We start from the raw sequence: 19,862 nt of genomic DNA on the forward strand, positions 1-19,862 counted from the left end.
ATGATCCGGTGCGTCAAGCTGTGGACGGGTGCGGACGGCAAGTCGCACTTTCAGGAGGGTGTCATGGAGCTCGAGCGCGGAGCCAGGGGCGATGCGCTGAGCGCAAAGCTTCCGATCGATGCCGCCTCGTTCCACGAAACGGTCGCCGATCCGAAGCTCGGATGGCATCCGGATGCCGCGCGTCAGCTCGTCATGTTCTTGAGTGGCACCCTGCGGTTCGAGACCGCGGATGGAAGCTTCACGCTGCGCCCGGGCGACGTCCTGTTCACGGAGGATACGAGCGGGGCGGGCCACAACTGGACCATGACGGATGAAGCGCCGTGGCGGCGCCTCTACACGGTTCTCGAGCCGGACGCCGAGGTGCCGTTCCGGTTCGAACAACGCCGCACAGGCAGCGCAACCACACTGCAAGGAGAGACACGATGATTCGTTGTGTGCGTCTATGGACCGGCGAGGATAACAACTCGCATTTCGAGGAAGGCTTCATCGAGCTGGAGCCGGGCCAGCGTGGCGATTTCCTGACTGGCAAGATCGATGCCGTCAGTGTCTCCTTCCAGGAGACGGAATCGGGCGGTGCTTTCGCCTGGCACACTGCGCCGATCCGGCAACTCGTGATCACGCTGAGCGGAACGCTCGATTTCCAGACGCGTGACGGCCACCACTTCCTGATTCACCCCGGTAACGTCCTGCTGGCCGAGGACACCGCCGGCTCGGGGCACAGCTGGAAATTGACCGACGATTCGTCCTGGCGCCGCGCCTACGTGATCCTGCGGCCGGGAGCAGAGGTGCCGTACCGCGCCAAGGCGCGGCAATCGGTGCGGGCCTGATCGCGCCATCCAGAACAGCAACACCCAACGAAGGGAAAATCCATGTTAGCAGCTTCCGACCGCGAAACGGACGTCGTTCTCATTGGCGCCGGCATCATGAGCGCGACCCTCGGCGTCTTTCTCAGGGAGCTCGAGCCGTCGCTGTCGATCCAGATACTCGAGAGTCTCGGAGATTGTGCGCAGGAAAGCTCCGACGCCTGGAATAATGCCGGTACCGGCCATGCGGCAAACTGCGAGATGAACTACACGCCGCAAAGGCCCGACGGCAGCATCGACATCTCCAAGGCACTCCAGGTCAATGTCGAGTTCGATCTGTCTCGGCAGTTCTGGTCCTACCTGGTCGGGCTGGGAGCGATCGCCGATCCCAGGTCCTTCATCCATCCGGTGCCGCATATGAGCTTCGTGCACGGCGCGGAGAACGTCGCGTTTCTCCGGAAACGGTTCAAGGCGATGTCGGCGCATCATTGCTATGAGGGCATGGAGCATACCGAGAGCCCGGCGCAGATTGCCGAATGGGCGCCGCTGGTGATGGAGGGCCGGAGCGGCGACGAGCCGGTTGCCGCAACGCGGATCATCACCGGCACCGATGTCGATTACGGGGCGTTGACCCATCTGCTTGTTAGTCATCTCGTCAACCAGCCGGGCTGCGCCGTCCACTACAACAGCTGCGTCACCGGTCTCGACCGGGAGCAGGGCGGCCGGTGGCGGATCGAGGTGCGCGACGCCGCGAGCGGCGAGACGCGGTCGGTTCGTGCAAAATTCGTCTTCATCGGTGCTGGCGGCGGCGCGCTGCCACTGCTGGAGAAATCGGGCATCCCGCAAGGACGCGGTTATGGCGGTTTTCCGGTCAGCGGGATCTGGCTGCGCTGCGACGATCCCGAGATCAACAAGCGTCACCACGCCAAGGTCTACGGCAAGGCCGCGGTCGGCTCCCCGCCGATGTCCGTGCCGCATCTCGATACGCGCGTGATCGGCGGCCGGCACTCGTTACTGTTCGGCCCCTATGCAGGCTTCTCGAGCAAATTCCTCAAGCATGGCTCGCTGCTGGATCTCTTCGAGTCCATTCGTCCCGCCAACGTCAAGCCTCTGCTTTCGGTGGCGCGCGACAATTTCGATCTCACCGAATATCTGGTGGGGCAGGTGCTGCAATCCGAGGGACATCGGCTCGCGGCGCTCGACGAATATTTCCCGAAGGCTGATCCGAAGGACTGGAGATTGCAGGTCGCCGGTCAGCGCGTCCAGATCATCAAGCCCGATGTCAAGCGCGGCGGTCTGCTCGAGTTCGGGACTGAGCTCGTCGGCGCGGATGATCATTCGCTGGTCGCCCTTCTCGGTGCCTCGCCGGGTGCCTCCACCGCGGCGTTCATCGCAATCAGTGTGCTCGAGAAGTGCTTCGCCGGCGAGCTGACGGCGAGCGCCTGGCTGCCGAAGCTGAAGCAGATCATCCCGTCCTATGGTGTGTCACTGATCGATGACGCGGATTTCAGTCGCCAGATTCGCGCCGCGACGGCGGAGGTCCTCAAGGTCGACAACATTCCGCAGCCTGCCGCACGCGCGCCCATGGCCGCGAAGCGGGCCTGAGCTAACGGGAGATTGTCCGATGGATCCGACGGCGCTCCTCCTGTCGCGGCTGCAATTCGCCTTCACCATCTCGTTTCACATCATCTTTCCGGCGTTCACGATCGGGCTTGCCGCCTGGCTTACCGTGCTCGAAGCGATGCACCAGTACAGTGGCAAATCGGTCCACCGGACCCTGTTCGAGTTCTGGCTGAAAATCTTCGGCGTGGCCTTCGGCATGGGTGTCGTATCGGGCGTGGTGATGGCGTTTCAGTTCGGGACGAACTGGAGCGTGCTATCGAGGATGTCGGGACCGATCCAGGGCCCGCTTCTCGCTTACGAGACCTTCACCGCCTTCATGCTGGAGGCGGGCTTCTTCGGCATCCTCATTTTCGGCAGGCCCCGGGTGCCGCCGTGGTTTTACCTGTTCTCCACGGCCATGGTGGCGCTCGGAACTACGCTTTCGGCGTTCTGGATCATGATCAACAACAGCTGGATGCAGGTGCCGACCGGCTATGTCATGCAGAACGGCCAGTTCGTGCCGGATGACTGGGCGCAGATCATCTTCAATCACGTGGTCTGGGTGCGGTTTCCGCATATGCTGCTCGCGTCCTACCTGACCGGCGCATTCTGCGTGGCGGCGACCGGCGCGTGGTATCTGCTGCGGCGGATCTATCGCGCAGAGGCCCATGTGATGCTGCGGATGGGTCTTGCACTTGCGGCGGTGCTGCTGCCGGTCCAGCTCCTCATCGGACATCTCGTCGGCGACTATGTCCACGATTATCAGCCGGCCAAGTTCGCCGCGATCGAGGCGCGCTGGCATGACGAGCAGCCGGCCTCGGAGGTGCTGATCGCGATCCCGGATTCGAGCACCGAGGCGAACAGATACGCGATATCGATTCCGGTGCTCGGCAGCGTCATCGGCAGCATGAGCCTGACATCGAAGGAGGTCGGCCTGACCAGCTTTGCTCCGCAGGACCGGCCGCCTGTGGCGATTCCCTTCTTCGCCTTCCGCATCATGGTCGGTTGCGGCTTCGTGATGCTAGGGCTGGCCTGGTTCGGGACTTATCTCGGCCTCAAGCATCGGCTCAATCGGAGCCGACTGCTGTTGTGGGGCATCTTCCTCAGCTTCCCGCTGCCGTGGATCGCCATCCTCACCGGCTGGTACACCGCGGAAGTAGGCCGCCAGCCATGGACGATTTACGGCGTGTTGCGCACTGCGGACGCCGTGACGCCGTTCCTGACCGCGTCGGCCGCGATGACCTCGCTGATCCTGTTCGTCGCCGTCTACGCCTTCATCTTCTCCTTCGGGACTTATTACATCTATCGATTGTTGCGCGCCGGCCCGGCGGGACTCGGCGGCAAGCCGCTTCACGTTCCCGTGCCCAATCGGCCGATGTCGCTCGCCGATCAGATGCCGGCCGCGCGCAGCTATCTCGAGGTGGGAGAATAGCCATGGTGATGTACTGGGTTGCCCTTCTTGCCATCAGCATTCTGATCTATCTCCTCCTCGACGGGTTCGATCTCGGCGTCGGCATGCTGTTCGGCCTCGCCGATGGAGAGACGAAGCGTGACGCGATGCTGCGCACGATCGCTCCGGTCTGGGATGGCAATGAGACCTGGCTGGTCGTCACCGGCGTGATCATGTGGGGCTCGTTTCCCGTGGTCTACGCCATGGTGATGTCGGCCTTCTATATCCCTGTCGTCGTGATGCTGCTCGGATTGATTTTGCGCGGCGTAGCCTTTGAGTTTCGCGGCAAGGCGCTCCGTTCGCGCTGGGTCTGGGACGTCAGCTTCGTCGCGGGCTCGTTTGCCGCCAGCTTCATGCAGGGCGCGATGGTCGGCGCTCTCGTCGAAGGACTTCAGGTCTCCAACGGCGATTATACCGGCGGAACGTTCGGCTGGCTGACTGCTTTTTCCGCCCTGTGCGGGATCGGGCTCTGCTTCGGCTACGCGCTGCTCGGCGCCTGCTGGCTGGTGCGGAAGAGCGAAGGTCCCGTTCGGGATGACGCGCGACGCCGTATCCCGCCGCTGGCGATCGGCGTCCTGGTGTTCCTGGTCGTCGTCTTTGCGTATGCGCTTGCCGAACATCTTCCAATTCTGCAGCGCTGGACCGACCGGCCCTATCTGCTCGTGTTTCCCGCGATCGGCGCCGGTGCGGCCGCTATTCTGGCCAAGAGCATCCTAGACCATGACGATTATTGGCCGTTCCATATGGTCGCGCTGATCTTCGTGGCGGCCTTCGCCACGCTCGCCTTATCGTTCTGGCCCTACATGATTCCGTTCGTCGTCACGATCGACGAGGCCGCGGCGCCTCATGCGAGTCTCGCCTTCATGTTCTGGGGTGCGGGCCTTTTTGTGTTCCCGCTGATGCTGCTCTATGTCGCAGTCGGTTATCGCGTCTTCCGCGGCAAGACGGTCTCCGCGACCGATCGATACTGACGGTCCTCAGGCAGGCAAGAGAAAGGCGCCGTTGCCGGGCGCCTTTCTCGTTAAGAATCTTAGTTCAGGATTTGGGCATGACGCCCGGGCTGTTGGCCGGCCATTGCGCGATCAGCTTCTCGTCGATGTTGAAGTGTTGGGCCACCAGCTTTGGCGGCGTGTGCGTCAGCCAGTTGGAGAGCGACACCTCCTCGTAGCGGGGCGCGCGAAACACGCCGATGAACTGCAATTCGGTGTCGCCGACATTCTCGACATAATGGCCGAGATTGCGCCGGACATAGCCGATGTCGCCGGCCGAAAAATCCGTCGTCAGCGCGTTGGGGCCGGTGTCGAACACCGTCATCCGCGCCTTGCCCTTGATGTAGTACTGCCACTCGTCGGCGTTCGGATGCCAATGCATCTCGCGGACTGCTCCCGGCGGCATCGTCACCAGTGCCGCGGCGACGGTGGTGGCGACCTTGAAGTTGCTGCTGTCGGCGACGCGGATGCTGCCGGCGGAGCTCTCCTTGACCGGGGTCGAACTGCCAAGCGAGTGGATGAACGGGTAGGACGGTGCCTCGGCCTTCCCTGCGACGGCGGCACGATCGGCGGCGAGATCGCCGGGCACCGTGCCCTGGAAGATCCAGCGATTGTGCAGCGGAATCTTGGCGAACGCGTCGGCCGGGACGCCGAAATTCTTTGCCAGCACCTCGGGTGGCGTATGGGCGAGCCAATCCGTCACCAGCAGCGTGTTGAACTCATTGGCGTGGCCGTCGTCGAAACAGATCACGAATTCGCAGCCGTCGGGCCCCAGGCCTTGGAGCGAATGCGGCGCGCCCGCCGGGAAGTACCAGAGGTCGCCGGCCTTGAGGTCGCCGACATAGGGGCGCCCCTGCGTGTCGAGCACGGTGACGCGGCAACTGCCGTAGGTCATGATCGCCCATTCGGCAGCCTGATGCCAATGCAGCTCGCGGATGCCGCCGGCGGACAGCCGCATGTTGACGCCGGAGATCTCCTTGGAGATGGCGAAGTCCTCGACCGTGACTTGACGGGCCCAACCGCCATCCTGGATGCGCCTCGGCGCATTGTTGAACGAGGCCCAATCCATCGGCAGGCCGCCAACATCCGTCGCGGGCGGGGTCTGCGCGGAAGGGAATTGCTTGGCGAGCTCCGGATTTTGCGGACCTGGATCGGTCAGGCTTCCCGGGCTTTTGGCGTTGATGGCGCCTTGCGGCGGCTCGTCCGGATTGCCGAAGGTTGCGGCCTGCGCACTGGAACCGACCATGGCGGCGCCTGCCGCGGACATGGCCAGCAAATCTCGTCTTGAAAACATCTTGGATCGCTCCTGAAAATTGTCGAAAGCCCACCGTAGCGACAGGGCTCCGGACGCCCATCCTAGTTGGTGGTTGCCGGCACAGCTTCCGGGAACGGCCTTCCTTTTTCAGGAATGCACTGGCCCGCCGCCTGGGTCCGTGCGTGTGCAATTGCGAAATTCGGCTTCGTTTTGAAAAGACGGCTCTGTCCGCGCGATCCTTAACTGGCTCGGAAAATCGCCATACCGAGAGATACCGAGATGACCACGAAGTCGGTTCGTCCCTACCGTGAACCCGCTGGCGGTTGGGGCGCACTCAAGGCGCTCGGCGAGGCGCTTCTGGTGCAGCGCGTGCCGCGGAAGGGCGCGGCGACACTCAGCCGGATGAATCAGCCGGAGGGCTTTGATTGCCCCGGCTGTGCCTGGCCCGATCCGAAGCACACCTCCTCATTCGAATTTTGCGAGAACGGCGGCAAGGCGATTGCCTGGGAGACGACATCGAAGCGCTGCACGCCCGAATTCTTCGCCGAGCATACTGTCACTGAGCTCGCGAGCTGGAACGACTATGATCTCGAAATGGTGGGACGGCTCACCCATCCCATGGCCTATGATGCCACATCCGACCGCTATCTTCCGGTAGAATGGAGCGACGCGTTCGACATGATCGGTCGCGAGCTTCGGGCGTTGCCGGATCCGAACATGGCGGAATTCTACACGTCCGGGCGGACCTCGAACGAGGCCGCCTTCCTCTACCAGCTTTTCGTGCGTGAATACGGCACCAACAATTTCCCCGACTGCTCCAACATGTGCCACGAGGCGACCAGCGTCGGCCTGCCGTACTCGCTCGGCGTCGGCAAAGGCACCGTGCTGCTGGAGGATTTCGACAAGGCCGATTGCATCTTCATCTTCGGCCAGAATCCAGGCACCAACAGCCCGCGGATGATGACCAGCCTGCGCAATGCGGCCCGCCGCGGCGCTTCCATTATCTCGTTCAATCCGTTCCGCGAGCGGGCGCTGGAGCGTTTCCAGGCACCGCAAAGCCCGCTCGAGATGATCACGCTGTCGTCGACGACGATCAGCTCAAAACTGCTTCAAGTGCGGGTCGGCGGCGACGTCGCCGTCCTCAAGGGAATCATGAAGAGCCTGGTGGAGGCCGACGCCGCCGCCCGCGCCGCCGAGCAGCCGGTGATCCTGGATTGGGATTTCATTCGCGGCCATACCGCCGGCGTTGAAGCGCTGATCGACGATCTCAAGCGCACGCAATGGCCGGACATCGAACGTCAGTCCGGCCTGACGCGCGAGGACATGGAATATGCGGCCGGCGCCTATATGAAGGCGGAGCGCGCCATCCTCGTCTACGGCATGGGTATCACCCAGCACTGGCGCGGCGCGAACAACGTCCAGCAGATCGCCAACCTCGCGCTGCTGCGCGGCAATGTGGGGCGCGACGGCGCCGGCGTCTGCCCGGTTCGCGGTCATTCCAACGTGCAGGGTGATCGGACCGTGGGCATCACCGAGATCCCTAAGGCAGACTTCCTCGAACGCCTGGAGCAGCGCTTCGGCTTCAAGCCTCCGGCCGCGCCGGGACACAACGTGGTGACCGCGCTAGAGGCGATGATCCGCGGCGAGGTGAAGGCGTTCTTCGCGATGGGCGGCAATTTTGCCGCGGCCATTCCGGACTGGCAGGCGACGCAGGTCGCGCTGCGCAAGCTCGATCTGACCGCCTATGTCGCCACCAAGCTCAACCGCAGCCATCTCGTCCATGGCCGCGCCGCGCTGATCCTGCCGTGCCTCGGACGCACCGAGATCGATGTGCAGGCCTCGGGGCCGCAGTCGATCACGGTGGAGGATTCGATGTCGATGGTGCATGCGTCCGGCGGCCGCAACAAGCCGGCGTCGGAGCAGCTCCTTAGCGAGATCGCGATCGTCGCCGGCGTCGCCAAGGCGACGCTGGGCGAGCGCACGGTGGTCGACTGGGACGGCTTCGTTGCGGATTACGACCAGATCCGCGATGCGATCGAGGCGGTGTTGCCGATCTTCCAGGGCTACAATGCCCGCATCCGCGTCCCCGGCGGCTTCCATCTCACATCGACGGCACGCGAACGCATCTGGGCGACGCCATCGGGCAAGGCGAACTTCCTGGTCTTTCCGGGTTGCGGCGAGGACCCGCCGGAGAGCGATCCGGGTTCCCTGTGGCTCACCACCATACGCAGCCACGACCAGTACAACACCACGCTCTACTCGCTGTCGGACCGCTATCGCGGCGTGTTCGGTCAGCGCGACGTGGTGTTCCTCAACGAATACGAGCTGAAGAGGCGGGGACTTGCCGACGGCGATCGCGTCGACCTGATAACCGCCTCGACCGATGGTGCCGAGCGGATCGTGCGCAACTTTCGTGTCGTGGCCTATTCCTTCCCCACCGGCTGTTGTGCGGCGTACTACCCGGAGACCAATCCGCTGGTGCCGCTCTATGCCCGTGACCCCTCAGCTTCACGCCGTCATACAAGGGCGTCCCGATCCGCCTGGTGCGCTCGGCTGCTACCGGGGAATAGCGGCAGCGTGAACCAGAAGCGGGCGCCGCCATTCGCGCAATGGCCTTCGGCGCCGATCCGGCCGCCATGCGCTTCGATGATCGACCGGCAGATCGGCAGTCCCATGCCCATGCCGCTGTCCTTGGTCGTGAAAAAGCTGTCAAAAAGCCTATCGACATGTTCGGCGGCGATCCCGGGACCGTTGTCCTCGACCGAGCAGCACAACGTTGCCGCATCCCGTGTGGCCGTGCTGATGACGATCTTGCGATCGTCATATCCGGCTTGCGTCATTGCCTGCACCGCGTTGATGGCGAGATTGACGACCACCTGCTGGAGCTGCGTGCGGTCACCGAGCACCTGCGGTGCGGTGGCGGCAGGGCGATGCAGGATCGTTACGTTGCGGGATTCCAACTCGTGCCGCAGAAACAGGAGCGCTTCGCGAATGATCTCGTCGAACGACAGGGGTGCCTGCTCCGGCACCTTGCGGGACGCCATTCCGTGAACGCGCGCCACGATGTTCGCGGCGCGTTGGGTATCCATGACGATGTTCTCGATCACATTGCGGATCTCGATGATATCGGGGCGGGGCCTGTTCAGCCACCGCAGCCCGGCGGCGCCGTTGGTGGCGATGGCGGCCAGGGGCTGGTTGACCTCGTGGGCGATCGACGCGGTCAATTCGCCGAGCATCGAGACGCGTGTAGCATGCGCAAACTCGGCCTGCACCTGCTGGAGCTTCTGCTGGGTGCGAAGACGCTGCGAAATGTCGATGGTACCGACAAGGCTTATCTCGAGATCATTGATGGGGCCGACCCGAGCTGTCGTAAAGAGAACGTCGACGACGCGGCCGTCCCACGTGACCATCCTCGTCTCTTCTTCGAAATTCGTCTCGCCGCGATAACGGGATTCCATGGCCCGCCGGAACGTATCGGGACGTTCCTTCCAGGTATCGGCCATGGAACGTCCGACATAGTCGTCGACGCCGCCTCCGAACATCTGGATGGCCCGTTCGTTGGCTTCCTGAAACGAGAGCGCGTCCATGCAGGTCCGCAGGAACCCGGGATGGCTGTCGAAATAGGGGCCGAGGTCCTTGACGCCCTCGGCTTTTAATTTTCGGAACAGCACGACCAACCTGCTGGCGTCGAGCTGCCGGAAGGCGATCGGCATGCGGCTGAACAAATGGCGGTAACGCTGTTCGCTTCGCTCCAGCTCGGTATGGGCCTTCTTCTGGGCGGTGATGTCCATGACCGCGCCGACGAACTCGAACTGGCCCCGGCCGTTCGTCATTCCGCGCGCGACCACACGGATGGTCCGGATCGCGCCGTCGTCCATCGTCAGCCGGCTCTCGTGGGAGAAGTCGCTCCTCTCGTTCACCGCCTGGTCGATGGCCTCGCGTACGCCATTGACGTCGTCGGGATGGGTGCGCCTCAGGACGAAGCCGAGTGACGGGCGCGCTGTCGGCGCGAGATCGAAAATCCGGAACGTTTCATCCGACCAGAACAGCTCGCCGGTCACGACGTTCCAGCCGAAGCTGCCGGTCTGGCTGAGCTTCTGCGCTTCGGCGAGATAAGCGGCCTGGCTTTGCCGCGACGCGCCTTCATCACGTCGCGTGACCTTCATGATCCAGTCTGAGAGCACACGGCGCCACCATCGCTGGGGCTGTCCGGAATTAGAGCCATCCAGGCGTTCGAGCATCATGCGGTAGGGTCTACCGCGACGCCGAAGAGCGGTCTTTTGCGTTTTCGCAGGCGCTTTGTCAAAACGCACGAAGCCGCGATCGGGTTGCTTGTTGCCCGCCGCCTAGGCCATCTCTGCGGCGGCTGTCGTCACGCCGAATCGCCGCTCGAATTCGGCGACATCGACAACGCCGCGCCGGTGGGTGCCGTCGCCGATCTTGCGGTTGCCGTCCCAGGCCTGGACTTCGAACAGCACGCTCCTGGCCTCAACTGCTACGACCCGCGCGATCGCGCGCACCGTGCGGCCGACAGGGGTTGCCGCCAGATGGCGGATATTGACCATCATGCCGACGCTGACATGGCCCGCGGGCAGCAACGGCTGAACCGCCGATCCCGCGGCCATCTCCATATGCAGGATCATCATCGGGGTGCCGTAGACTACAGGCATTCCCGGCACCACATGGCGGACCGTCATCTCCGGCGTGACGGTCACCAGCTTCTCCGCTGTCATGCCGGCGGTGACCTTCTCAAGCGGATTCATGGCTCAATCCCGTATCTGCCTCGGTCGTGGATGTCGTGGGCGTCGTGGTCGCCCGCGGCTTGCGACCGGTGAGCCAGTTGCTGAGCCGATCGAGATAGAGATAGACGACGGGCGTGGTGTAGAGCGTCAGCACCTGCGACAGCATCAGGCCGCCGACGATGGTGTAGCCGAGCGGCTGGCGCAGCTCCGCGCCGGTGCCGGAGCCGATCATCAGCGGCACGCCGCCGAGCAGCGCCGCCATGGTCGTCATCAGGATTGGGCGGAAGCGCAGCGTGCAGGCCTGGTAGATCGCCTCCTCCGGGCTGAGACCGTGCTGGCGCTCCACCTCGAGAGCGAAATCGACCAGCATGATGCCGTTCTTCTTGACGATGCCGATCAGCAGGATAATGCCGATGATGGCGATGACGCTGAGATCCATGTGAACCGCCAGCAGCAGCAACAGCGCGCCGATGCCGGCCGACGGCAGCGTCGACAGGATCGTGATCGGGTGGATCAGGCTCTCATAGAGCACGCCGAGGATGATGTAGATCACGATCAGCGCCGCCCCGATCAACAATGGCGTGCCTGACAGGGAGGACTGGAACGCCTGCGCATTGCCCTGGAACGAGGCCGACAACGAGGCGGGCTTGCCGGTGCTCTTCTCGATGTTCTGGATCGCCGCTACGGCATCGCCCAACGCGACGCCGGGCCGCAGGTTGAATGAGATCGTGACGGAGGGAAACAGGCTCTGATGGTTTATCAGGATCGGCGCGGGTTCGATGACGCTATGAACGAGCGTGCTGAGCGGGACCTGCTGGCCGGTGGTTGAGTTCAGGTAGATGTCCTTGAGCGCTTCGGGGCCATACTGGAAACGCGGATCGACTTCCATCACGACATGGTACTGGTTCAGCGAGGTGAACATCGTGGAGACGATGCGCTGGCCGAATGCGTCGTCGAGGGTGTTGTCGATCGTCGTGGGCAGGATCCCGAAGCTCGAGGCGACCTCGCGATTGACTGTGACATTCAGCCTCGGGCCGGCATTGGCCTGGTCGCTCGCGACGTCGGTGATGAGGTCGAGCGCGCGGAGTTTTGCCAGGAAGATCTCCGACCAGCTGGTGAGCTCGTTGGAATCGGCGTCCGTCAGCGTGTACTGGTATTGCGTCTTCGACAGGCGTGCGCCGATGGTGATGTCCTGCGCGGACTGCATGTAAAGTCTGATGCCCTGGATGTGGGAGAGCGGGGGGCCCAGCCGTTCGATGATCTGATCGGCGCTGGCCTTGCGCTCGGGCTTCGGCTTCAGGACGATGAAGATGCGTCCCTGGTTGAGCGTCGCGGTCGGGCCGCCCGGACCGATATAGCTCGCCACCGACTGCACCGCCGGATCCTTCGAGAGGATGTCGACGACCGCCTGTTGGCGCTCGGACATCGCGGGGAAGGAGATGTCCTGCGCGGCTTCGGTGATGCCGACGATCTGCCCGGTGTCCTGCTGCGGGAAGAAACCCTTGGGAATGATCACATAGAGATAGCCGGTCAGCGCGATGGTCGAGAGCATCACGAGCAGCGTCACGAAGCGATGGCGCAGCACGACACGCAGGCCTCTCGCATAGAGCGCCAGCAGGCCATCGAAACCGCGTTCGAAGACGAGATAGAGCCGGCCGTGCTTCCTGTGCGAGTCGTCCTTCAGGAGCCGCGCGCACATCATCGGTGTCAGCGTGAGCGAGATGATGAGCGAGAGCAGCAGCGAAGCGGTGATCGTGACGGCGAATTCCTGGAACAGCTTGCCGACGTAACCCCCCATCAGGAACAGCGGGATGAACACCGCGATCAGCGACAGGGTGATGGAGACGATCGTGAAGCCGATTTCGCTGGAACCCTTGAGCGCGGCCTCCATCGGCGTCATGCCCTGCTCGAGATGGCGCACGATGTTCTCGATGACGACGACGGCATCGTCGACCACGAAGCCCACCGCGATCGACAGCGCCATCAGCGAGAGGTTGTCCAGGCTGTAGCCGAGCACGTAAAGCACCCCGAAGGTGCCGACCAGCGACAGCGGAACCGTGATCGCCGGGATGACGGTGGCCCAGAAATTCCGCAGGAACACGAATATGACCATCACCACCAGTGCGACCGTCAGCATCAGTGTGAATTGAACGTCGGAGACCGCGGCGCGGATGGTGGCAGTGCGGTCGGCGGCGATTGTCACCTTGATCGCCGGCGGAACGGAGGCTTGCAGTTGTGGCAGCAGCTTCTTGATGCGGTCCACGGTCTCGATGACGTTGGCGCCGGGAACGCGCTGCACTGCCAGGATAATGGCGGGCTCCTTGCCGAACCAGCCGGCCAGCAGATCATTCTCGGGCCCGTCGACCGCCGTGCCGATGTCGCGCATCCGCACCGGCGAGCCGTTGCGATAGGCGATGATGAGGTTTTCATAGGCGGAGGGCTTAAGCAGCTGATCGTTGGTGTTCAGCGTATAGGTGACGCGCGGGCTGTTGAGGGTACCCTTGGGCAGGTCGACATTGGCGCCGGCGATCACGTTGCGAACGTCTTCGAGGCCGATGCCGCGGGCGGCAAGCGCCTGCGGATTGACGCGAACGCGGATCGCGGGCTTCTGCTGGCCTCCGATGCCGACGAGGCCGACGCCCGGGACCTGCGAGATCTTCGGCAGCAGGATGTTCTCCGCATAGGCATCGACCGTGGTCAGCGGCAGCGAGTCCGACGTCAGCGCGATCAGCATGATCGGCGTCTCCGCCGGGTTCACCTTCCTGATCGTCGGCGGGTAGGGGATATTCGGCGGCAGGAAGGGGCTCGCGGCATTGATCGCAGCCAGCACATCCACTGCTGCGCTGTCCACCGTGCGCGACAGCTCGAATTGCACCGTGAGCTGGGCGACGCCAAGCGCGCTGGAGGAGGTGAGCTGGGTGACGCCGGGAATCTGGCTGAGCTGCTGCTCGAGCGGGGTGGCGAGCGACGAGGCGATCGTGCCGGGGTCGGCGCCGGGCAGCTGCGCCGAGATCTGGATGGTCGGGTAATTGACGTTCGGCAGTGCGCCGACCGGCAGCAGCGGATAGGCTGCGAGGCCGCACAGCAGCAAGCCCGCCATCAGCAGGGCGGTTGCGATCGGCCGCAGGATGAAAGGCGCGGAAAGGTTCATGGGATCGCGTCCTGCACGGCGCTTTGCAGGTCGGCTTCGCGCGCGGCCTTGCCGTGCAGCTCGTGAACGCGGCTGCCTTCCGTGAGCCGGTACTGGCCGTCGGTCACGACGACGTCGCCTGATTTCAGCCCCTTGTCGATCAGAGCCTGGCCATCGCTGATCTGGGCGACGTGAACCGGCCGCAACGCGACCGTCTGGTCGCTCGCCACGACATAGACGTAGCTGCCGTTCGGCCCCTGCTGCACGGCGGAGCCGGCGACAGTGAGCGCGCCCTTCTGAATCTCGATCAGCAGGCGCGCGTTGACCAGCTGGCCCGGCCACAGCCGGTGCTCATGGTTCGGGAACACCGCCTTGAGCTGGACGGTGCCGGTCGTGCCCGCGATCTCGTTGTTGACCAGCAGCAGCGTGCCCTCGTCGAGCTTCGTCTTGTTGTCCTGGCTGTAGGCGATGACCTTCAGCGCGCCGTTTGCGACGTGCTCCTGGATCACGGGCAGGTCCGTCTGCGGCAGGGTGAACAGCAGAGAGATCGGCTCGATCTGGGTGACGACGACGAGACCGTTGGCGTCGGTCGGATGAATCACGTTGCCGACATCGATCTGGCGAACGCCGGTGATGCCGGGAATGGCCGATGTCAGGCGAGTATAGCTGAGCTGGACGTTGGCCTCGTCGATTTGCGCCTCGTCCGCCTTCACGGCGGCCTTGAGCTGCGCGACTTGCGCCGTCTGCGTCTCGATCAGTTGCGGAGTTGCATAGCCCTTGTCGCCGAGTTGATTGTAGCGGGAGAGATTGGCCTCGGCATTCGCAAGTTGCGCCTGGTCCCTGTCGCGATTGGCCGTCAGCTGTTCGATCTGTGCTTCGTAAGGACGTGGATCGATCTGGGCGAGCAGGTCGCCGGCCTTCACGGTCTGTCCTTCGGTGAAGGCGATCTTGACGATCTGTCCCTGAATCTGGCTGCGGACGACGTCGGTGTTGTAAGCGATCACCGTGCCGATGCCGCGCAGATAGATCGGAACGTCCTTGCCCGTGATGGTGATAGCGATCACCGGTACGGCGGCGGGCACGGGTGCGGCTGCCACCGCGGGCTTCCGGTCGGTGCCGAAGAACCAGAGGCCTGAGCCGGTCAGGATCGCGGCGAGCGCAAGGAGCGCAATGGTGATGTTCCGTTTCACGGCGATGGTCCTTCTTGATCTCAGGGATTGCCGGAGCCGTCGATCGGGGGCGTGCCGATCGTGGAGGTGGGGCCGGGCACCGGCAGGGTCGGACTGATTCCGGCGCCGCCGATCTCGGTGGCTCCCAGCGGAATCCCGACGCGGCCGACCGTCGATGTCGAGGGCAGGGGTGAGGCTGCTACGGTGCCGGCGGCGCAATTGGTCGATGGGTCGCCGGAGAGCCCGCCGCCGTCGAACAATGCTCCCGATGATGCGGAATTAGCTGATGCCGCGCAGCCCATCGTGCTCTGCACGGGACTAATTGGAGAGATGCCCGGCGTTGCGATCTCGGTCGATCCCAACGGAATGCCCACAGGTCGCGTCGATTGTGGGTTAAGCGGTGACGTCGCAAGCATGCCGGCGGGAGGCTGCATCCCCGGCACAGTTGTTTGAGCGATGGCCGCAGCCGAGGCCAGCCACAGGATGGCCGCCGCAAGCATCACACCGTTGTTTGCTAGATGCTGCTTTCGCATGGAAGGAGACTCCGGCTGACTGAGATCGACAATAGAAAGGTGCGCGTGCGCAGGTATTTCCAGAACGCACGTCCTGCTCCCCGGCTGCACGACGCATCACTTCGCCAACGGTCCCGAAGTCGCCTTTCGCTATCTCAGGACAGTTCGCGCGTGTGCAATCTCCCGGCTGCACGCAGCGACGTCGCCGGTGCGATTGGCGGTGCGCGCGCGATCGAGTGAATCGAGCGCGTCAGTGAAATCGACGCCGTTACCGCCTTCCGCTTCCGCAAGCGATCGCGGCGTTGGTTGACGGCTGCGCAACGCGCTGAGGCTCTCCGGCTTCCAGCCGTGGGAGCCCGCGTCCTTCTCGATGACCAGATCGAGCTGGGCCTGGGTTTGCGCGATGTCATCCGTGCAGGTTCCGGCATGGGCCGGCATCGTTGCGGACAGCAGGACCAAGAGGGCGACCCGGCACTTCGCGATGGATGTCATTGTTCGATCCTATGCTTGGATTTCGAGTGAGGTCAGCAACGTTGTCGTGAATGACAGAGCGCGTATCGATCGTCTTTCGTGTCCGAACGCCGGCCGTTCACGCTCGCGAGAGATCATGTCACCGATGTCAGTTGCATGATGTGCGCCCTCGGTTTGAGATGCGTCTCTCAGCTAAGCCGCGTCCAGCGGATGCGCGAGTGGCGATCGTCGCCGGTCGAATGTCCCGGCGTGCGAAGTCGCAAGGATAGTTGTTTGCGGAAATACGCATGGCGGGCCCTGGACCTAGTGTCGCGTCATTCCAACCCGGAGTGATCCCGACATGAAACACCTCAACGCCGGCCTCGCCTTTGCCGCCGCTCTCTCGCTGCTCTCGACCGCCGCCCCCGCGCGCGCAGACCCCCCGAAGAACATCGTCCTGGTGCACGGCGCCTGGGTGGATGCTTCCGGCTGGAAGCCGGTCTACGAGATCCTGATCAAGGACGGCTTCCACGTCACCATGGTGCAGGAGCCCGAGACGTCGTTCGCCGACGACGTCACTGCGGCGAAGCGCATTCTCGATCTCCAGGATGGTCCGACCCTCCTTGTTGGTCACAGCTACGGCGGCTCGATCATCACCGAGGCCGGCGTTCATCCGAACGTCGTCGGTCTCGTCTACGTCGCCGCGCACGCACCCGACGTCGGCGAGGACGAATCTGCGCTGGGCAAGAAGACGCCGAGCGTGCTCGGGAAGACCGAAGGCGTCATCAAGGTGACACCCGACAAGTTCACCTATCTCGATCCCGTGCAATTCCCAAAGCTGTTCGCACCTGATTTGCCGCGTGAGCGCGCCGAATTCGTTGCGCGCTCGCAGGTCCCGGCCGCGACGCAGGTGTTCAGCACGCCGCTGACGGCGGCGGCGTGGAAGACCAAGCCGAGCTGGGGCATCGTCGCCGGCAGCGACCAGATCATCAATCCGGATCTGGAGCGTTGGTACTACGAGCGTGCCAAGAGCCAGACCACCGTGATCCCGGGCGCCAGCCACTCGGTCTACGAGTCGCATCCGAAGGAAGTGGCGGCGATCATCGCCCGCGCCGCGCGCAGCATCCAGCAGCCGGTTACGCGCTGACGAGGTTTTTGCCGGTCCTGACGCACGACCGGCAGAAGGAAGGACGGCGGGAGACTCTGCACTCCCGCCGGCCCGACCGCCCCATCCGGAGAATGTCCATGAACGTGATCGAGACGACCGGCACCGCCCTGAGCTGGAAAGTGACGACGGTGAGGCGGGCCGGACTGAGCCGCGACTTGCCGTCCGGCGATCCGGAGCTGATGTGGGTCGCGAATTCGTCGACGCTGATCTACGGCGAACGGGATGCGGTCCTCGTCGACACATTCCTCACCGCCGGGCAGTCGAAGATGCTGCTGGACTGGGTCGTGTCGCGCGAGCGAAATCTGACCACCATCTATGTCACGCACGGGCACGGAGACCACTTCTTTGGCCTCGCGCCGTTGCTCGATCGCTTTCCGCGAGCCAAAGCTGTTGCCGTTCCCGAGGTCGTCGCCGAGATGAAGGCACAGCTTGCGCCGGCATCGCTCGATGGCTTCTGGCGCAAGCGCTTTCCGGGTGAGATCGCAGAGCGCCTGGTCGCGGCGGAGCCGCTCGAAGGCGAGCTCACGCTCGAGGGACACAAGCTCGTCGTCATCGACATGGGACGAACCGATACGGCACGTTCCACCGCCCTTCACGTTCCATCGCTCGACCTGATCGTCGCCGGCGACACCGTCTACAACGGCATTCATCCCTATCTCGCCGAAACCAACACGCAGAGCCGACTGGAATGGGTCGCCGCGCTCGAACGGCTCGCGGCGTTGCAGCCGCGCTTCGTGGTGGCCGGGCACAAGAAGCCGGACAATGACGACGATCCGCGCAACATCGCGGACACAAGGCAATATCTGCTCGATTTCAACCGCCTCGACCAAGCCACGACATCGCCGCGCGAGCTCTATGAGGCGATGCTCGCGCTCCATCCCGACCGTGCCAACCCGGGATCGCTCTGGAGCGGCGCCAACGCCGCAAAGGGGCCAACGTCATGACGAGCTGGCAGAACAACCGCGCCGCACGTGATGCCCGCATCGCGGCGGGAGCAGGCCTCGCCCGCGGCAAGATCGTCGAAGCACAGGACGTCACGCGGCTGCTGGAGGCCGTGATCCGGCCGGGCGACCGGGTCTGCCTCGAAGGCGACAACCAGAAGCAGGCGGATCTCTTGAGCCGCGCGCTGCTGGCGGTCGATCTCTCCAGGGTCAACGATCTGCACATGGTGCAGTCGGGCGTCGTTCTTCCCGAACATCTGGACCTGTTCGACCGCGGCGTCGCGAAGCGGCTCGACTATGCCTATTCCGGGCCGCAATCGGCGCGCATTGCGCGTATGCTGTTCGGCGGCAAGATCGAGCTGGGCGCGGTTCACACCTATCTCGAACTGTTCGCCCGCTATTTCATCGACCTTACGCCGCACGTCGCGCTGATCGCCGCCGTCAGCGCCGATCGCGCGGGCAATCTCTACACCGGCCCGAACACCGAGGACACCCCGACCGTGGTCGAGGCGACGGCGTTCAAGGACGGCGTCGTGATCGCCCAGGTCAACGAGATCGTCGAGACCGTTCCGCGGGTCGACATCCCGGCGGACCGTGTCCACTTCATCGTCAAGGCCGACAAGCCGTTCTTCGTCGAGCCGCTGTTCACGCGCGATCCTGCCGCGATCACGGAAGGCCAAATCCTGACCGCGATGCTCGCGATCAAGGGCATCTATGCGCCCTATGGCGTGCAGCGGCTCAATCACGGCATCGGCTTCAGCACGGCCGCGATCGAGCTCCTGCTGCCGACCTTCGGCGAGAGGCTGGGGCTCAAGGGCAGGATCGCGACCCACTTCGCGCTGAATCCGCATCCCGCGCTGATTCCCGCGATCGAGTCCGGCTGGGTGCGGCAGATCCATTCGTTCGGCTCGGAGGTCGGCATGGACGACTATATCCGCGCCAGATCCGACGTCTATTTCACCGGTCCCGACGGCTCGTTGCGCTCTAACCGCGCCTTCTGTCAGGTCGCCGGGCTCTATGCCTGCGACATGTTCATCGGCTCCACGTTGCAGATCGATCTCCAGGGAAATTCGTCGACCGTCACCACCTCGCGCATTGCAGGATTCGGTGGCGCGCCGAACATGGGGGCGGATGCCCGCGGGCGGCGTCATCCGAGCGAGCCATGGCTGAAGGCCGGAGCGGAGGCTGATCCTGACAGTCCGGCGCCGCTACGCCGTGGCCGCAAGCTGGTCGTGCAGATCGGCGAGACCTTCGGGGACAAGAACGTGCCGCTATTCGTCGAGAAGCTCGATGCGATCGAACTCGCGGAGAGGCTGAAGCTCGAGCTGGCGCCGGTCATGATCTATGGCGACGACGTCACGCACATCGTCACCGAGGAGGGCGTGGCGAACCTCTTGCTGTGCCGCACCGCGCAGGAGCGCGAGCATGCCATCCGCGGCGTTGCCGGCTACACCGATGTCGGCCGTCGGCGGGACCGCGGCATGGTCGCGCGCTTGCGCGAGCGCGGCGTGATCCGCCGGCCGGAGGATCTCGGCATCAATCCGCTCGATGCCGATCGCAGCCTGCTGGCGGCGCGCTCGATCAAGGATCTCGTGCGCTGGTCGGGCGGCCTGTACGCACCCCCGTCGAAATTCAGGAACTGGTGAGGACA

15 protein-coding genes and 1 pseudogene are annotated in these 19,862 nt (G+C 64.0%); 9 read left to right on the forward strand and 7 right to left on the reverse strand.

What is annotated here, in order from left to right; genetic code table 11:
* The 5 genes from BMW89_RS29970 to cydB are packed head-to-tail and all read left to right on the forward strand — an operon-like array spanning position 1 to position 4,826.
* A complete protein-coding gene (locus tag BMW89_RS29970) occupies positions 1 to 426 on the forward strand; it encodes a cupin domain-containing protein (protein ID WP_092032515.1) in 426 nt (141 codons plus the stop codon).
* Positions 423 to 827, forward strand: coding sequence for a cupin domain-containing protein (locus BMW89_RS29975; RefSeq protein ID WP_092032519.1), 405 nt, complete (start codon positions 423 to 425; stop codon positions 825 to 827). The genes BMW89_RS29970 and BMW89_RS29975 overlap by 4 nt, the downstream gene beginning before the upstream one ends.
* A gap of 42 nt (positions 828 to 869) precedes the next feature.
* Positions 870 to 2,408 (forward strand): malate dehydrogenase (quinone), encoded by a 1,539-nt coding sequence (gene mqo / locus BMW89_RS29980; RefSeq protein ID WP_092032523.1) that lies wholly within the window; start codon positions 870 to 872, stop codon positions 2,406 to 2,408.
* Positions 2,409 to 2,427: 19 nt separating this feature from the next.
* Positions 2,428 to 3,837 carry a cytochrome ubiquinol oxidase subunit I gene (locus tag BMW89_RS29985; protein ID WP_092032528.1) on the forward strand — a complete coding sequence of 470 codons (1,410 nt, stop codon included), beginning with the start codon at positions 2,428 to 2,430 and terminating at the stop codon, positions 3,835 to 3,837.
* A 2-nt stretch (positions 3,838 to 3,839) separates the two neighbouring features.
* The gene (cydB, locus tag BMW89_RS29990; protein ID WP_092032532.1) at positions 3,840 to 4,826 is read left to right on the forward strand and encodes a cytochrome d ubiquinol oxidase subunit II; all 987 of its coding nucleotides are present in this window, start codon (positions 3,840 to 3,842) and stop codon (positions 4,824 to 4,826) included.
* Between the two features lie 64 nt (positions 4,827 to 4,890).
* Here cydB and BMW89_RS29995 read toward each other — a convergent pair whose 3' ends face one another.
* The gene (locus tag BMW89_RS29995) at positions 4,891 to 6,138 is read right to left on the reverse strand and encodes an oxalate decarboxylase family bicupin (protein ID WP_092032535.1); all 1,248 of its coding nucleotides are present in this window, start codon (positions 6,136 to 6,138) and stop codon (positions 4,891 to 4,893) included.
* A 240-nt stretch (positions 6,139 to 6,378) separates the two neighbouring features.
* Between BMW89_RS29995 and BMW89_RS30000 the strand changes: the two are divergent.
* Positions 6,379 to 8,669: pseudogene (locus BMW89_RS30000) on the forward strand (FdhF/YdeP family oxidoreductase).
* On the opposite strand, the gene BMW89_RS30005 reads toward BMW89_RS30000, so the two are convergent.
* From BMW89_RS30005 to BMW89_RS30030, 6 genes are all read right to left on the reverse strand, one after another.
* On the reverse strand, positions 8,616 to 10,343 hold the full coding sequence (locus BMW89_RS30005; RefSeq protein WP_143062860.1) for a PAS domain-containing sensor histidine kinase: 1,728 nt from the start codon (positions 10,341 to 10,343) through the stop codon (positions 8,616 to 8,618). The pseudogene BMW89_RS30000 and the gene BMW89_RS30005 overlap by 54 nt on opposite strands.
* Before the next feature lie 102 nt (positions 10,344 to 10,445).
* Positions 10,446 to 10,862 (reverse strand): thioesterase family protein, encoded by a 417-nt coding sequence (locus tag BMW89_RS30010; RefSeq protein ID WP_092032541.1) that lies wholly within the window; start codon positions 10,860 to 10,862, stop codon positions 10,446 to 10,448.
* Entirely contained in the window at positions 10,849 to 13,992 is a 3,144-nt protein-coding gene (locus tag BMW89_RS30015) for an efflux RND transporter permease subunit (protein ID WP_092032546.1), read from the reverse strand. The genes BMW89_RS30010 and BMW89_RS30015 overlap by 14 nt, the downstream gene beginning before the upstream one ends.
* Positions 13,989 to 15,161, reverse strand: a complete 1,173-nt coding sequence (locus BMW89_RS30020; RefSeq protein ID WP_092032549.1) for an efflux RND transporter periplasmic adaptor subunit — start codon at positions 15,159 to 15,161, stop codon at positions 13,989 to 13,991. The genes BMW89_RS30015 and BMW89_RS30020 overlap by 4 nt, the downstream gene beginning before the upstream one ends.
* A 20-nt stretch (positions 15,162 to 15,181) precedes the next feature.
* Positions 15,182 to 15,673: a hypothetical protein gene (locus BMW89_RS38165; protein ID WP_177196422.1), complete on the reverse strand. Its 492-nt coding sequence runs from the start codon at positions 15,671 to 15,673 to the stop codon at positions 15,182 to 15,184.
* A gap of 129 nt (positions 15,674 to 15,802) precedes the next feature.
* Entirely contained in the window at positions 15,803 to 16,144 is a 342-nt protein-coding gene (locus tag BMW89_RS30030) for a hypothetical protein (RefSeq protein ID WP_092032556.1), read from the reverse strand.
* A gap of 319 nt (positions 16,145 to 16,463) precedes the next feature.
* Here BMW89_RS30030 and BMW89_RS30040 point away from each other — a divergent pair, with 319 nt between their 5' ends.
* The 3 genes from BMW89_RS30040 (at position 16,464) to mdcA (ending at position 19,857) form a co-directional block, all read left to right on the forward strand.
* Complete coding sequence (locus tag BMW89_RS30040; RefSeq protein WP_092032558.1) at positions 16,464 to 17,249, forward strand: alpha/beta hydrolase; 786 nt, start codon at positions 16,464 to 16,466, stop codon at positions 17,247 to 17,249.
* A gap of 98 nt (positions 17,250 to 17,347) precedes the next feature.
* Positions 17,348 to 18,214, forward strand: a complete 867-nt coding sequence (locus BMW89_RS30045) for an MBL fold metallo-hydrolase (protein WP_092032561.1) — start codon at positions 17,348 to 17,350, stop codon at positions 18,212 to 18,214.
* Positions 18,211 to 19,857 carry a malonate decarboxylase subunit alpha gene (gene mdcA / locus BMW89_RS30050; protein WP_092032564.1) on the forward strand — a complete coding sequence of 549 codons (1,647 nt, stop codon included), beginning with the start codon at positions 18,211 to 18,213 and terminating at the stop codon, positions 19,855 to 19,857. Before BMW89_RS30045 ends, mdcA begins: the two co-directional genes overlap by 4 nt.
* Positions 19,858 to 19,862 lie beyond the last annotated feature (5 nt).

It is taken from the genome of Bradyrhizobium sp. OK095 (assembly GCF_900109945.1).
Taxonomy (GTDB): Bacteria; Pseudomonadota; Alphaproteobacteria; order Rhizobiales; family Xanthobacteraceae; genus Bradyrhizobium.